The 13,658-nt window shown below is 65.7% G+C and carries 11 protein-coding genes and 7 tRNA genes; 12 read left to right on the top strand and 6 right to left on the bottom strand.

Annotated features, from left to right (window positions below; all coding sequences use genetic code 11):
* The first annotated feature begins 252 nt into the window (after positions 1-252).
* The 9 genes from gltX (at position 253) to CFB39_RS11660 (ending at position 3,637) form a co-directional block, all read left to right on the top strand.
* The gene (gltX, locus tag CFB39_RS11700) at positions 253-1,662 is read left to right on the top strand and encodes a glutamate--tRNA ligase (RefSeq protein WP_089473122.1); all 1,410 of its coding nucleotides are present in this window, start codon (positions 253-255) and stop codon (positions 1,660-1,662) included.
* A gap of 128 nt (positions 1,663-1,790) precedes the next feature.
* Positions 1,791-1,866, top strand: a tRNA-Ala gene (locus CFB39_RS11695).
* A gap of 138 nt (positions 1,867-2,004) precedes the next feature.
* Positions 2,005-2,080, top strand: a tRNA-Glu gene (locus CFB39_RS11690).
* Between the two features lie 79 nt (positions 2,081-2,159).
* Positions 2,160-2,236, top strand: a tRNA-Asp gene (locus CFB39_RS11685).
* 63 nt (positions 2,237-2,299) lie between these two features.
* A tRNA-Glu gene (locus CFB39_RS11680) sits at positions 2,300-2,375 on the top strand.
* 77 nt (positions 2,376-2,452) lie between these two features.
* A tRNA-Asp gene (locus CFB39_RS11675) sits at positions 2,453-2,529 on the top strand.
* 66 nt (positions 2,530-2,595) lie between these two features.
* Positions 2,596-2,671 (top strand) — tRNA-Glu (locus CFB39_RS11670).
* Between the two features lie 73 nt (positions 2,672-2,744).
* Positions 2,745-2,821 (top strand) — tRNA-Asp (locus CFB39_RS11665).
* Between the two features lie 351 nt (positions 2,822-3,172).
* Positions 3,173-3,637: a GNAT family N-acetyltransferase gene (locus CFB39_RS11660; RefSeq protein WP_089473121.1), complete on the top strand. Its 465-nt coding sequence runs from the start codon at positions 3,173-3,175 to the stop codon at positions 3,635-3,637.
* Positions 3,638-3,663: 26 nt separating this feature from the next.
* Here CFB39_RS11660 and CFB39_RS11655 read toward each other — a convergent pair whose 3' ends face one another.
* The gene (locus CFB39_RS11655) at positions 3,664-4,539 is read right to left on the bottom strand and encodes a helix-turn-helix domain-containing protein (protein ID WP_089473278.1); all 876 of its coding nucleotides are present in this window, start codon (positions 4,537-4,539) and stop codon (positions 3,664-3,666) included.
* A 258-nt stretch (positions 4,540-4,797) separates the two neighbouring features.
* Here CFB39_RS11655 and CFB39_RS11650 point away from each other — a divergent pair, with 258 nt between their 5' ends.
* Complete coding sequence (locus tag CFB39_RS11650) at positions 4,798-5,211, top strand: gamma-glutamylcyclotransferase (protein ID WP_089473120.1); 414 nt, start codon at positions 4,798-4,800, stop codon at positions 5,209-5,211.
* 134 nt (positions 5,212-5,345) lie between these two features.
* On the opposite strand, the gene aceB is transcribed toward CFB39_RS11650, so the two are convergent.
* Both aceB and CFB39_RS11640 read right to left on the bottom strand, forming a co-directional pair.
* On the bottom strand, positions 5,346-6,938 hold the full coding sequence (aceB, locus tag CFB39_RS11645) for a malate synthase A (RefSeq protein WP_089440461.1): 1,593 nt from the start codon (positions 6,936-6,938) through the stop codon (positions 5,346-5,348).
* 67 nt (positions 6,939-7,005) lie between these two features.
* Positions 7,006-7,767, bottom strand: coding sequence for a haloacid dehalogenase type II (locus tag CFB39_RS11640; protein ID WP_089473119.1), 762 nt, complete (start codon positions 7,765-7,767; stop codon positions 7,006-7,008).
* Between the two features lie 154 nt (positions 7,768-7,921).
* On the opposite strand from CFB39_RS11640, the gene CFB39_RS11635 reads away from it, so the two are divergent.
* Both CFB39_RS11635 and CFB39_RS11630 read left to right on the top strand, forming a co-directional pair.
* A complete protein-coding gene (locus CFB39_RS11635; protein ID WP_089473118.1) occupies positions 7,922-8,827 on the top strand; it encodes a LysR family transcriptional regulator in 906 nt (301 codons plus the stop codon).
* A gap of 159 nt (positions 8,828-8,986) precedes the next feature.
* Complete coding sequence (locus CFB39_RS11630) at positions 8,987-9,421, top strand: universal stress protein (protein ID WP_089473117.1); 435 nt, start codon at positions 8,987-8,989, stop codon at positions 9,419-9,421.
* A 199-nt stretch (positions 9,422-9,620) separates the two neighbouring features.
* Here CFB39_RS11630 and aceA read toward each other — a convergent pair whose 3' ends face one another.
* The 3 genes from aceA to CFB39_RS11615 all read right to left on the bottom strand — a co-directional run bounded on the left by aceA (position 9,621) and on the right by CFB39_RS11615 (position 13,518).
* Positions 9,621-10,928, bottom strand: coding sequence for an isocitrate lyase (gene aceA, locus CFB39_RS11625; RefSeq protein WP_089473116.1), 1,308 nt, complete (start codon positions 10,926-10,928; stop codon positions 9,621-9,623).
* 411 nt (positions 10,929-11,339) lie between these two features.
* Positions 11,340-12,890: a DEAD/DEAH box helicase gene (locus tag CFB39_RS11620; RefSeq protein ID WP_089473115.1), complete on the bottom strand. Its 1,551-nt coding sequence runs from the start codon at positions 12,888-12,890 to the stop codon at positions 11,340-11,342.
* A 358-nt stretch (positions 12,891-13,248) separates the two neighbouring features.
* On the bottom strand, positions 13,249-13,518 hold the full coding sequence (locus tag CFB39_RS11615) for an acyl-CoA-binding protein (RefSeq protein WP_089473114.1): 270 nt from the start codon (positions 13,516-13,518) through the stop codon (positions 13,249-13,251).
* Positions 13,519-13,658: the final 140 nt, after the last annotated feature.

The following is a 13,658-nucleotide window of genomic DNA, read 5'->3' as shown; positions in this document are numbered from 1 at the left end:
GGGTGTCACGGCCCGCGGCGGCGATAGGTTCCGAGCGGCCGCGCAGGGGTTCCGTGCGGCCGGCGCCGCGCCGGCTGGCGGCCGCGGCGCGCACATCATAAAGCAAGCGGCGCGCTTGGCGCGATGTCCGGCGCGAGTATAATTCCGGCTTCTTTCCCGTTCCGGGCGTCGCCGGCCCCGTTGCTGTCCGGGCTGCCGCCGTCGATCCCGCGTCGAATCATTCATGCGCCCCAGGCGTTCGAGTTACCGTTTATGACCCGTCCTGTCCGTACCCGCTTCGCGCCGAGTCCCACCGGCTTCATCCACCTCGGCAACATCCGCTCCGCGCTCTATCCGTGGGCGTTCGCCCGCAAGATGAAGGGCACGTTCGTGCTGCGCATCGAGGATACCGACGTCGAGCGTTCGTCGCAGGAAGCGGTCGACGCGATCCTCGAAGGGATGCAATGGCTCGGCCTGGATTTCGACGAAGGCCCGATCTACCAGATGCAGCGGATGGACCGCTATCGCGAGGTGCTCGCGCAGATGCTCGAGAAGGGCCTCGCGTACCCGTGCTACATGTCGGCCGAGGAACTCGACGCGCTGCGCGAACGCCAGCGCGAGGCCGGCCTGAAGCCGCGCTACGACGGCACGTGGCGGCCGGAGCCCGGCAAGGTGCTGCCGGAGCCGCCGGCCGGCGTGAAGCCGGTGCTGCGCTTCCGCAATCCGTTGACCGGCACGGTCGTGTGGGACGACGCCGTGAAGGGGCGTGTCGAGATCTCGAACGAGGAACTCGACGACCTCGTGATCGCGCGCCCGGACGGCACGCCGATCTACAACTTCTGCGTGGTGGTGGACGACATGGACATGGGCATCACGCACGTGATCCGTGGCGACGACCACGTGAACAACACGCCGCGCCAGATCAACATCCTGAATGCGCTCGGCGGCGAGCCGCCCGTCTACGCGCACCTGCCGACCGTGCTGAACGAGCAGGGCGAGAAGATGAGCAAGCGGCATGGCGCGATGAGCGTGATGGCGTACCGCGACGCAGGCTTCCTGCCCGAAGCCGTCGTCAACTATCTCGCGCGCCTCGGCTGGTCGCACGGCGACGCGGAGATCTTCTCGCGCGAGCAGTTCGTCGAATGGTTCGATCTCGAGCATCTCGGCAAGTCGCCCGCGCAGTACGACCACAGCAAGCTGAGCTGGCTGAACGCGCATTACATCAAGGAAGCCGACAACGCGCGCCTCGCCGAGCTGGCGAAGCCGTTCCTCTCCGCCCTCGGCATCGACGATGCGGCGATCGCGACGGGCCCGGCGCTCGAGGCGGTGGTCGGGCTGATGAAGGATCGTGCGACGACGGTCAAGGAGATCGCGGAAGGCGCCGCGATGTTCTACCGTGTGCCGGCACCGGAAGCCGATGCGCTTGCGCAGCACGTGACCGATGCGGTGCGTCCGGCGCTGGCCGATCTCGCCGCTGCGCTGAAGGCGGCCGACTGGACGAAGGAGGCCGTGTCCGCCGCGCTGAAGTCGACGCTCGGCACGCACAAGCTGAAGATGCCGCAACTGGCGATGCCGGTGCGCCTGCTGGTGGCGGGCACGACGCATACGCCGTCGATCGATGCGGTGCTCGTGCTGTTCGGTCGCGATGTCGTGGTGTCGCGCATCGAGGCGGCGCTGGCCTGAGGTTCGACGATGAGCGAAGCTGCCCGTGCGTGACATCGCGGCAGCTTCGCAAAAAATTTCGCTCGAATCGCAAAAAGGGTATTTACAAGTTCAAAGTAGCTCCATATAATCTCATTTCTGTTCTGCAAGGGGGTATAGCTCAGCTGGGAGAGCGCTTGCATGGCATGCAAGAGGTCAGCGGTTCGATCCCGCTTACCTCCACCATCAGAACAAGCTGAGTTGATTTGCGAAGCACGGGTAGTAATAAATGCTTCACAAAATGATTCAAAGCAGTTAGAATTTCGGCCTTCGCTGTTGATTGAAAAGTGAATAGCGAAAGTCAGACAGATCTGAAAAGATTTTGTCCCCTTCGTCTAGAGGCCTAGGACATCACCCTTTCACGGTGAGTACAGGGGTTCGAATCCCCTAGGGGACGCCAGATTCAGCGGCGTTTCGTAGAAATGTTGCAACGCTTGCAGGAACGTAACCGACGTCCTGCGGGTGAGGGTAAGAAAGCTGGAGCGGTAGTTCAGTCGGTTAGAATACCGGCCTGTCACGCCGGGGGTCGCGGGTTCGAGTCCCGTCCGCTCCGCCAGAACGAAGCCCGTTCAAGACGTTTTTGAGCGGGCTTTTGTATTAAGGATGTAAGCAGTACGTTGTCCCCTTCGTCTAGAGGCCTAGGACATCACCCTTTCACGGTGAGTACAGGGGTTCGAATCCCCTAGGGGACGCCAGATTCAGCGGCGTTTCATGGAAGTGTCGCAACATCTGCAGGAACGTGACGGTGCCTGCAGATGCGAGCAAGAAAGCTGGAGCGGTAGTTCAGTTGGTTAGAATACCGGCCTGTCACGCCGGGGGTCGCGGGTTCGAGCCCCGTCCGCTCCGCCAGAACGAAGCCCGTTCAAAGAACGATTTTTGAACGGGCTTTTGCATTAAAGATGTAAGCAGTACGTTGTCCCCTTCGTCTAGAGGCCTAGGACATCACCCTTTCACGGTGAGTACAGGGGTTCGAATCCCCTAGGGGACGCCAGATTTCGGCGTCGTTCGAACAAACGATGCGCCGGCAGGAAGCAACCGACGCCTGCCAGGCAAGTAGCAAGACTGGAGCGGTAGTTCAGTCGGTTAGAATACCGGCCTGTCACGCCGGGGGTCGCGGGTTCGAGTCCCGTCCGCTCCGCCAAAAAATGAAGAAGCCCGCCTTGCGCGGGCTTTTTCATTTGCGTTTCCGGTTGCGCCCGCTGGCGGGCGCGTGACTGCGGAGCGGAGGAAGCCGCCTGCGCGGCTTCCGGCGGGACTCGAAGGGCTGCGCTTGCAAGCGCAGCCGCGGCCTGCAGGATGTAGGCGAGTCCCGTCCGCTCCGCCAAAAAATGAAGAAGCCCGCCTTGCGCGGGCTTTTTCATTTGCGTCTTCGGTTGCGCCCGCTGGCCGCGTAACCTCCGGTCATCCGGCGTCGAGCCGCTACGAGAAATCCGCGATTGCATCCGCACGCGACTGCGCTATCGTGGCGGGATGCGTTCTTGACCCCTGCGCGATGCTCGATCCGACCGACCTGCGACTCCTGTATCAGCTCCGGCCCGCGGAGGCTAGCGATTTTCCGTTTGCCGAAGCGCTGACGCACGGCAACATGGGCGGCTACTACAAGCGCCATGGGCTCGTGTGGCGCAGCGACCTGTTCTACGCGAGCTGGCGCGAATCCGAGAACTTCATCCTTGAGGCCGATGGCGAGCGCATCGGCGTGCTGCGCGTGACCGAGGAAGGCGACTCGCTGCACATCCGCGACGTGCAGATCGCGGCCGGTCATCGCGGGCAGGGCGCCGGCACCTACATGCTCGACATGTCGCACCGCTGGGCGCGTGCGCGCGGGCTGCACGAACTGCAACTGCGCGTGTTCGTCGACAATCCGGCCGCGCGTCTCTACCTGCGCATGGGCTATCAGGTTGCCGGGTCGCGGCTCGCGCAACTGGGCTCGATCCGCCACATGGTGCGACCGGTCTGAAGTCCTGACGGCCTGAAGCGACGCGTTCAGCGGGCAGCGTCGATCGCGTCGTCGTCCGGCATTTCGTCGTCCGCGCGGCTGCCTTCCGGGCCGCGGTGCTCGTAGCCGCGCAGCATGAATGCACGCGGGCTTTCGCCGAATGCACGCCTGAACATCGCCGAAAACGCGCTCTGGCTCTGGTAGCCGAGTTCGCGCGCGATATGCGACAGCGGGCGTCCCTGGTTCAGCAGCGGAATGGCCCGCGCCAGCAGCGCCTGCTGGCGCCACTGCGAAAAGCTCACGCCCAGTTCCTGCTTGAAGAGCCGCGAAATCGTGCGCGTGCTGGCGCCGACCTCGCTGGCCCAATGCTCGAGCGACTCCGCGTGGGCCGGGTGCGCGAGGACCGATTCGCACAGCATGCGCAGCCTTTTTTCGTCGGGCATCGGCACCGCGAGCGGCAGCGGCTCGGCGTGACTCAGCTCATCGAGCACGAGCCCGCACAGCAGGCGCTCGCGCGTGGTGCTCAGGTCACGCGCGTCGAGTGCGACGATCAGTTCGCGCAGGAGTCCCGTCACCTCGACGACGCGGCACGCGTCGAGCCCGTCCGGCACGATCGACTCGTCGATATACAGCGTGCGCAAATACGCCTCTTCGACGATCACGACCTCGTGCGTCACGCGCGGCGGCACCCAGATCGCGCGGGACGGCGGCACCATCCAGGTCGTGCCGGTCGTCGCGACGCGCAGCACGCCGCGCGACGCGTACGCGAGCTGCGCCCACGCATGCGTATGCAGCGGGATGCGGTGGCCGGTATTGACCTGCCGTGCGCGCACGCGCATCGGATGGCCGGCGGTCGGCGCGAATTCGGGCGGAATGTCGATGACGTACGGGTTCGGTACGTCGGCTTGGAACGGCGGGTTCATGGACGATTCGGGCAGCGCGGCGGCGATGCCGTTATTGTAGAAGGCGCCGCGAACGTGCATGCGGCGGTTTGTCGGGCGATCATGCCGCGTTCAAATGAACTTTGTGTGGGGCTCCGGCGATTTCCGGACTGCCCCGGGGCCGGGCGCGCTGGCGGGTTCGAACCATCCGGCCGGTATCGTGGTCTATCGAGGCGCGGGCGATTTCGCCACGAATCGCGTGCGGACACGGCACCATACGAAACAAAGAGGAGAACCACGATGCGCTACGTATTCGTCTACGGCACCCTGAGAAACGGGGAGGTCAACGACATCGGCCACGCGGCCGCCAGGCACGGGATTGCCGCACCGACGCTGCTCGGCGCCGCCGCGCTGCCGGGCGAACTGTACGATTTCGGTACCTATCCGGGAATGATTGCCGGGTCGGCCGACAAGTCGCTGGTGTGGGGCGACGTCTACGAGGTCGACGACCGGCTCGTTCCCGTGCTCGACGAGATCGAGCGCGTGTATCCGGGCGTCGACTCGCTGTTCAAGCCGGAAGACGTGAACGTCGAGCTCGGCGGCCGGCAATATTCCTGCCTTTACTATCCGGTCGCCGCGCACGCGATTGCGGGGCGTCCGCGCATTGCGTCGGGCGACTGGGTTCAGCATCGGCGCGAGCGGGAAGCCGTGTGACCGGTTGCGCGGCAGCCGCGGTAGCGGATCCTGTCGCAAAAGAAAAAGCGCCCCGAGGGGCGCTTTTTTGATGCCGTCATCGCACGCGACCGGCGCCGACGCAGGGCCGGCCCCGGTCGAGGCGGGCGGCGACGTCAGATTTCCTCGTACAGCGGCAGCGTCAGGAATTCGGTGAAGCCTTCCGACGTCGACATCTGCTCGAAGATCGCCGCGGCGCGCTCGTACGGCTGCGTGTTGCCGCCGACCGAGCGCTTCACGTTGTCGAGTTCGGCCTTCGAGAGTTCACGCACGAGTTCGGCGGTAACCTTACGGCCGTCGTCGAGCACGCCCTTCGGCGAGCGGATCCATTGCCACACCTGCGAACGGGAGATTTCGGCCGTGGCCGCGTCTTCCATCAAGTTGTGGATCGGCACGCAGCCGTTGCCGTCGAGCCAGGCGCCGAGGTAGTGGATGCCGACGTTGATGTTGTTGCGCAGGCCGGCTTCCGTGATCGGCGCTTCCGGCTGGAAGTCGAGCAGGTTCTTGCCTTCGACCTGCACGTCGTCGCGCTGCTTCGCGATCTGGTTCGGCTTGTCGCCGAGCACCTTGACGAACTCTTCCATCGCGATCGGCACGAGGCCCGGATGGGCCACCCAGCCGCCGTCGTAGCCGTCGGTCGCGTCGCGCTGCTTGTCCGAGCGCACGCCGCCCATCGCCTTGTCGTTCGCTTCCGGATCGTTCTTGATCGGGATCAGCGCGCTCATCCCGCCGATCGCCGGCGCGTTGCGCTTGTGGCAGGTCTTCAGCAGCAGCAGCGCGTACGCGCGCATGAACGGCACCGTCATCGTGATCTTCGAACGCTCGGCGAGGCAGAAGTCGCGGTCGTTCTTGAACTTCTTGATGGCCGAGAAGATGTAGTCCCAGCGGCCGGCGTTCAGGCCCGAGCTGTGTTCGCGCAGTTCGTACAGGATTTCGTCCATCTCGAACGCGGCGAGGATCGTCTCGATCAGCACCGTCGCGCGGATCGTGCCGCGCGGCACGCCGACGCCTTCCTGCGCGGCGACGAAGATGTCGTTCCACAGGCGCGCCTCGAGATGGCTTTCCATCTTCGGCAGGTAGAAGTACGGGCCCGAGCCGCGCGCGAGCAGTTCCTTCGCGTTGTGGAACAGGAACAGCGCGAAATCGAAGATGCCGCCGGACACGCGCTGGCCGTCGACCGTCACGTGCTTCTCGTCGAGGTGCCAGCCGCGCGGACGCACGATCAGCGTCGCGACCTTGTCGTTCAGCCGGTACGACTTGCCGTTCTGCTCGAGCGAGATCGTGCGGCGCACCGCGTCCTTCAGGTTGATCTGGCCGTCGATCTGGTTCGTCCAGCTCGGCGCGTTCGAATCCTCGAAGTCCGTCATGTACGAATCCGCGCCCGAGTTCAGCGCGTTGATGATCATCTTGCGCTCGACGGGGCCCGTGATCTCGACACGGCGGCATTGCAGGTCGGCCGGCAGCGGCGCGACTTTCCAGTCGCCTTCGCGGATCGCCTTCGTCTCGGCCAGGAAGTCGGGGCGCTCGCCCGCGTCGAGGCGTTTAGTGCGCTCGACGCGCGCCTGCAGCAGCGCCTGGCGGCGCGGTTCGAACGTGCGGTGCAGCGCTGCGACGAGTGCGAGCGCTTCAGGCGTCAGGATTGCTTCGTAACCCGGCTTGATTTCGCCGGTGATCGCCATGCCTTGCGGCAGCGTGATCGGGGTGCTCATGAGTCTCATCTCCTTGGTCGGTCAGTTGCGGTTTCGGTGAAGGGGGAAGGCGGCAGCGCTGCGAACGTCATGCACCCGGGCTGGGGCGCGTGCGGTTTGCGGGTCTGCCGGACGGAGCCGGGGTGGCGAGGAATGCGAGCAGGTCGGCCATGTCGGTGCCGGTGCCGTCGGGCGGCGCGCCGAGTTCCTCGGCGGGCGCGCCCGTGCGGTTGAGCCAGAACGTCGTGTAGCCGAACCAGACGGCGCCGGCGACGTCCCACGCGTTCGACGACACGAACACGATGCCGCGCCGGTTCGGACCGAACGCGTCGGTGCCGAGCGCGTACGCGGCCGGGCTCGGCTTGTACGCACGCACGGTGTCGGCCGACAGCACGCGATCGAACAGCCCGGACATGCCGGCGCTCTTGATCGCGATGTCGAGCATCTGCGGCGTGCCGTTCGACAGGATCCCGAGCGGCGGGCGCGGGTCGAGCGCGCGCAGCTTGCGCAGCGCGGGCACCGTATCGGGATAGGTGGACAGGCACGCGTATTCGTCCATCAGCCGCTTCTCGGCCGCGCTGTTCAGCGCGAGCCCGAGCCGGCGCGCGGCGAACCGCAGCGCGTCGAGCGTGATGTCCCGGAACGGGCGATAGCGGGCGCCGGCCGGATCGGCGAGCGTGCGCAGTTGCGAGTATTCGATTTGCTTGCGTCGCCACAACTGCGACAACCGTTCCCCGTGACCGGGAAACATCTGCTCCGCCGCGGCCAGGACCGCACGCACGTCGAACAACGTGCCGAATGCGTCGAAGAGGATTGCGTCGGGAGAGGAGAGTGTCGTTGTGGCCGACATAGCCTTGCGCTCCAGTTTCAGAGGTCAGGTGAATTCTATTCGTGATCGTATGTGCTAAAAAAGACGCTAAACATCACTTGATCTTTTACTTTCATCTACCTAATCTTGAGCGGTTTAAGCTATTTGAAGGGCGGCGGCGCCGTCCCTGCGAGTCATGGACCGGTTCAAGCAGATCGAAACGTTCGCCGCGGTCGCGGCAAAGGGCAGCCTGTCGGCGGCCGCGCACGCGGAAGGGGTCGCGCCGGCGATCATCGGCCGCCGGCTCGACGCGCTGGAGGAGCGGCTTGGCGTGAAGCTGCTGGTGCGCACGACGCGCAAGCTCACGCTGACGTTCGAGGGCTCGGCGTTCCTCGAGGATTGCCAGCGCGTCATCAACGACATGCAGAACGCGGAGGCGAGCGTGTCCGCCGGCGGCGTCAAGGCGAGCGGCCACCTGCGCATCTCGGCGCCGGCCGGCTTCGGCCGGCGGCACGTCGCGCCGCTCGTGCCCGAATTCAGCGTCGGGCATCCGGATGTCTCGGTCACGCTCGACCTGTCCGACCGGATGGTCGACCTCGTCAACGAGGGGTTCGATTGCGCGGTGCGGCTCGGCGAGCTGCCCGACTCGTCGCTCGTGTCGCTGAAGCTGGGCGAGAACCGTCGCGTGTGCGTCGCTTCGCCCGAGTATTTGGCTCGACGCGGCACGCCGGTCACGCTTGCCGAGCTGGCGCGGCACAACTGCCTCGCGCTCGCGGCAAACGCGAACCAGCAACGCGGCTGGACATTCCAGGAGGACGGCAAGGTCGTGTCGATCCGCGTGAACGGCACGATGGAGTGCTCGGACGGTGCGGTGCTGCACGAGTGGTGCCTCGAAGGCCACGGCCTGGCGTGGCGCTCGTGGTGGGAGGTCGGCGAGGACATCGCGGCCGGCCGGCTCGTCAGCGTGCTCGACGCATTCGCCGCCCCGCCGATCGGTATCCACGCGGTGTTTCCGCAACGTCGGCATCTGCCGCTGCGCGTGCGGCTGTTTCTCGATTACCTGAAGCACACGTACGAGCGGCCCGGTTATTGGGGCGAGTAGGCGGCGGCCAGCCGCGCGTTTCCGATATGAGGGCGAACCCGCTGCGCGGCCCGGCCGCGTGCTTTCACGTCCTACAATCGAAACAGGCATGCCCCACGCGACGCAGCCGGACCGCCCGGACGCGCGGCGCGCGGAGTGCGATTGACGAAGGAGGGCGCGATGTTCCGGCACATCCTCGTTCCAACCGACGGTTCCGAACTGTCGCAGAAGGCGATCGACGGCGCGATCGACCTGGCGCGCGCGGTCGGTGCGCGGGTCACGGCCTACGCGTGCCTGCCGCAGTATCCGTACTCGCCGTTTTCCGAAGTGATCATCGAGCCGCCCGCCGATTTCCGGGCGCGCAGCGAGCGCGAGGCGCGTGCACACCTCGACGAGGTCGAATCGGCTGCGAAGGCGGCCGGTGTCCAGTGCGACACCTGGACGAGCGTGCATCCGTCGCCGTATCTCGGCATCATCGAGGCGGCCGAACGCGGCGGCTGCGACGTGATCTTCATGGCGTCCCACGGACGCCGCGGGCTCGGCAGCTTGCTGATCGGCAGCGAGACGCAGCGCGTGCTGACCCATACGAAAATTCCGGTGATCGTGTATCGGTAGGGCGGCGCCCTGGAAAAAGGGCGCGCCGGACGAAGCCGGCGCGCGTCGTTGCTGGCGGCCCGCAGGCCGCGCGGCCGGTCGCGCGATCGGGATCGTGCGCCTGCCGTCTCCTCCCTGATTGTTGTCCGGTGGCCGATGCCGAGCCGCCGCGAGACGCGGCGGGCATCGGCACGACGCGTGGCGCGTCGTGCTTTTCGGCTTACGCGACCTTCTTGCCGTCGAAGAACTGCTCGTCTTCGGTCGAGCCGTGCAATGCGGTGGTCGATGCTTCGCGCTCGACCGTCTGCGTCACGGCGTCGAAGTAGCCGGTGCCGACTTCGCGCTGGTGCTTGACGGCCGTGAAGCCCTTGTCCGCGGCTGCGAACTCGGCCTGCTGCAGTTCGACGAACGCGCTCATCTGCGTGCGGGCATAGCCGTGTGCGAGGTTGAACATCGAGTAGTTCAGCGCATGGAAGCCGGCCAGCGTGATGAACTGGAACTTGTAGCCCATCGCGCCGAGTTCCTTCTGGAACTTCGCGATCGTCGCGTCGTCGAGGTTCTTCTTCCAGTTGAACGACGGCGAGCAGTTGTACGACAGCAGCTTGCCCGGGAACTGCTTGTGGATCGCTTCCGCGAACTTCTTCGCGTACTCGAGATCCGGCTTGCCCGTTTCGCACCAGACCAGGTCGGCGTACGGCGCGTACGCCAGACCGCGCGAGATCGCCTGCTCGATGCCCGGCTTGGTGCGGAAGAAGCCTTCCACCGTGCGCTCGCCCGTCAGGAACGGCTTGTCGTTGTCGTCGACGTCGGACGTGATCAGGTCGGCTGCTTCCGCGTCGGTGCGGGCGACCAGCAAGGTCGACGTGCCCATTACGTCGGCCGCGAGACGCGCAGCCGACAGCTTCGCGACGGCCTCGCGCGTCGGCACGAGCACCTTGCCGCCCATGTGGCCGCACTTCTTCACCGAAGCGAGCTGGTCCTCGAAGTGGACGCCCGACGCGCCGGCTTCGATCATCGCCTTCATCAGTTCGAACGCGTTCAGCACGCCGCCGAAACCGGCTTCCGCGTCGGCGACGATCGGTGCGAAGAAGTCAACATAGCCTTCGTCACCCGGGTTCTTGCCTTCCGACCACTGGATCTGGTCGGCGCGCGTCAGCGTGTTGTTGATGCGCTTCACGACGAGCGGCACCGAGTTTGCCGGGTACAGCGACTGGTCCGGGTACATTTCGCCCGCGACGTTCGCGTCGCCGGCCACTTGCCAGCCGGACAGGTAGATCGCCTTCAGGCCGGCCTTCACCTGCTGCATCGCCTGGTTGCCGGTCAGTGCGCCGAGTGCGTTGACGAACGGCTCGTTGTTGACGAGGCTCCACAGCTTTTCGGCGCCGCGCTTGGCGAGCGTGTGCTCGATCGGGATCGAACCACGCAGGCGGACCACGTCCTCAGCCGAGTAGCTGCGCTTGATACCCTTCCAGCGCGGATCGGTTTCCCATTGCTTTTGCAGTTCCTGTGCCTGTTGCTGTCGCGACATGATGAGCTCCTTGATGCGGTGCGATGCCTGATGGGTTGACTTTGACGGTGTTGAGGCTGTTCTCGAAGCCGGGAGCGGTGCGTTCCGGTTCGTGAGGTCTTGTATAAGAGTCTAGGCAAATCGACTGGGGCAGGACAGGGGGCCGGCTGAGGAGTGGGGTAAATTTTTAGTTGTTTTGAATCAATATCTTGAAATCATTATTTCATGATAAGAAATGCTTTTTTCCATCCCGCAATCGCCCGGGTTGTGCCGCGCAGCATGATTTTTTACGACGCAAAAAAATTTTCCGCATCGTGAAATGTGGGGCGGGGCGAAAAAAAACCGGCGCGGATGCGCCGGTTGGCTGGATGGGCAGGGCGGTGTTCCGCAGGTCTGCCCTCCGTGGGGCGGCCGATGGCCGCCCGTGCGTCCTTACGACGCGGAGTTGCTGCGACGCGGGCCGCCGCTGCGCTGGCCGTCGCGACGCGGGCCGCCGTCACGGCTGCCGCCCGGCTTGCCGCTCCAGCCGCCGCCATTGCCGCCGCCGTAGCTGCGGCCGTTGCCGTTACCGCTGCCGCCATAACCGCCGCCGGGCTTGCCGCCGAAACGACGACCGCCGTTACCGCCGCCCGGACGGCCACGGCCGCCGTTGCCGCCGTTACGCGGGGGCGCCTTGCGCGGCTCGAAGCCTTCGATCACGTTGACCGGCAGCGGCGCGCGCACGAAGCGCTCGATGCGCTTGAGCGCGCCTTGCTCGGCGTGGTGCACGAGGCTCACTGCCGTGCCCGAACGGCCTGCACGGCCCGTACGGCCGATACGGTGCACGTAGTCTTCGGCGAACTTCGGCAGGTCGTAGTTGAACACGTGCGTGATGCCCGGGATGTCGATGCCGCGTGCCGCGACGTCGGTGGCCACCAGCACGCGCACACGGCGCTCGCGCAGCGCACGGATCGTGCGGTTACGCGCGCCCTGCGGCAGGTCGCCGTGCAGCGCGGCCGATTCGAAGCCTGCGTCGGCGAGACGGCCGGCGAGCTGGTCGGCGTCGATCTTGGTCGCCGTGAAGATGATCGCCTGGTCGAGCGCGTCGTCGCGCAGCAGGTGATCGAGCAGGCGATCCTTGTGGTCGCGGTCGTCGACGTAGTGCACGGTCTGCGCGATGTTCGCGCGCGACTCGAGGCGCTGCTGGATCTCGATGCGTTCCGGATCCTTCAGCAGGCGGCTCGTCAGCGAACCGATCTTGCCGTCGAGCGTGGCCGAGAACAGCATCGTCTGGCGCGACTCGGGGGTGGCGGCGACGATCGTTTCGATGTCGTCGATGAAGCCCATGTCGAGCATGCGGTCGGCTTCGTCCAGCACGAGCATCTTCAGCTCGGACAGGTCGATGCGGCCACGCTCGAGGTGGTCGAGCAGACGGCCCGGCGTGGCGACCAGGATTTCCGGGTTCTTCGCGAGCAGCATCAGCTGCTGGCCGTAGGCGACGCCGCCGAGGATGCTGACCGTGCGCAGGCGCTTCAGGTGCTTGCCGTAGGTCGTTGCGGCCGTGGTGACCTGCATCGCGAGTTCACGGGTCGGCGTCAGCACGAGCAGGCCCGGGCGCGCGACGGGTTGCGGGCGGCGCGCGCGGCGGTCGCCCTGGTTCGGTTCGCGCGGCGCGCGCGGTTGCTGCGCCTGCGCCTTCTGGAGCTGCGCGAAACGTTCGATCGCGGGCAGCATGAATGCGGCGGTCTTGCCCGAACCGGTCGGGCTCGAGACCAGCAGGTCACGGCCGGCGATGCCGGCCGGAATCGCGCGCTGCTGGACCGGCGTCGGCTTCACATAGCCGGCGGCCTGCAGCGCGGAGACGATCTCCGGCGACAACCCGAGCGACGCGAAGTTCGGCTCGTCCGACGCCGGTTCGACCGCGGCCGGTGCGGCGGCGTCGTCGAGACCGAGCGCCTGGTCGGCGATCGCGTTGAGCGGGCTGGAGTTGATGCTCGAAGTCATAACAATCCTTGAAACACAGTGGGTGAAACGTCGGCGCCAATCGCGCATACCCAAGTCGTCGGATTCAGCGAGCAAATCGGGAAACGGGTGCAATCCGCCGAACCGTCGGCGGATGAGGCATTAGAAGCTGTTTTGGGTGCGGCGCGCTTCAGGAGCGGGGCCGCCAGCCTAGTTGACGACCGCAAGGGTCGAAGCAGGAGGGGACAGGTTCTAAACCGGATTGGAGCTTAACGCTACGAGGCGTCAGGCCGGAACGGCTTGCGAGCCGAGCGCGGAAGATGACGCAGGCAGCATTATAAAGAGATTTGCTGCGCTGCGCCACTGATTTGATTGCCTATTGCGGCAGGGGGCGATTCGGTCAGGAAGCCGTGCCGTTCTTCAGCGATTCGACCAGTTCGATGTACTGCTGCTTCGCCGCATCCTGCGACGTGCCCTTCAGCGCATCCCAGGCGTCGTACTTGTATTTGCCGACGATGTCGGTGAAGCCCGGCTTGTCGCCATGGGCGTCGCCGTCGGTCGCCTGCTTGAAGAGGGCGTAAAGGCGCAGCAGGGTCAGGTTGCCCGGACGTTCCGTCAGTTGCTTGACGTCGATCTGGGCCTGGTCGAATTGGACGGTAAGTTCGCTCATCGGGTGTCTCCGTAAGGGTTTCAGGTCGGGCGATCTTAACAAGCGGACCGCCGCGCGGGGTCGAGCGATTCTTCCAAACCGCCGCCCGGTGCGGCGCACGCGCACGGATCGGGCCCGATCGCCCGTGGGAGCGGGGCGTC

Origin of the sequence: Burkholderia sp. AU6039, from assembly GCF_002223365.1 — a bacterium.
In the GTDB taxonomy this organism is placed as follows: Bacteria; Pseudomonadota; Gammaproteobacteria; order Burkholderiales; family Burkholderiaceae; genus Burkholderia.
Note: the sequence above shows the minus strand (reverse complement) of the source record. Positions and strands in the feature narration are given on the sequence as shown.

Bases quoted from the DNA above. Each gene is read 5' to 3' on its own strand.
- gltX (WP_089473122.1), top strand. From the start codon at position 253: ATGACCCGTCCTGTCCGTACCCGCTTCGCGCCGAGTCCCACCGGCTTC.
- CFB39_RS11660 (WP_089473121.1), top strand. From the start codon at position 3,173: ATGCTCGATCCGACCGACCTGCGACTCCTGTATCAGCTCCGGCCCGCG.
- CFB39_RS11655 (WP_089473278.1), bottom strand. From the start codon at position 4,539: ATGAACCCGCCGTTCCAAGCCGACGTACCGAACCCGTACGTCATCGAC.
- CFB39_RS11650 (WP_089473120.1), top strand. From the start codon at position 4,798: ATGCGCTACGTATTCGTCTACGGCACCCTGAGAAACGGGGAGGTCAAC.
- aceB (WP_089440461.1), bottom strand. From the start codon at position 6,938: ATGAGCACCCCGATCACGCTGCCGCAAGGCATGGCGATCACCGGCGAA.
- CFB39_RS11640 (WP_089473119.1), bottom strand. From the start codon at position 7,767: ATGTCGGCCACAACGACACTCTCCTCTCCCGACGCAATCCTCTTCGAC.
- CFB39_RS11635 (WP_089473118.1), top strand. From the start codon at position 7,922: ATGGACCGGTTCAAGCAGATCGAAACGTTCGCCGCGGTCGCGGCAAAG.
- CFB39_RS11630 (WP_089473117.1), top strand. From the start codon at position 8,987: ATGTTCCGGCACATCCTCGTTCCAACCGACGGTTCCGAACTGTCGCAG.
- aceA (WP_089473116.1), bottom strand. From the start codon at position 10,928: ATGTCGCGACAGCAACAGGCACAGGAACTGCAAAAGCAATGGGAAACC.
- CFB39_RS11620 (WP_089473115.1), bottom strand. From the start codon at position 12,890: ATGACTTCGAGCATCAACTCCAGCCCGCTCAACGCGATCGCCGACCAG.
- CFB39_RS11615 (WP_089473114.1), bottom strand. From the start codon at position 13,518: ATGAGCGAACTTACCGTCCAATTCGACCAGGCCCAGATCGACGTCAAG.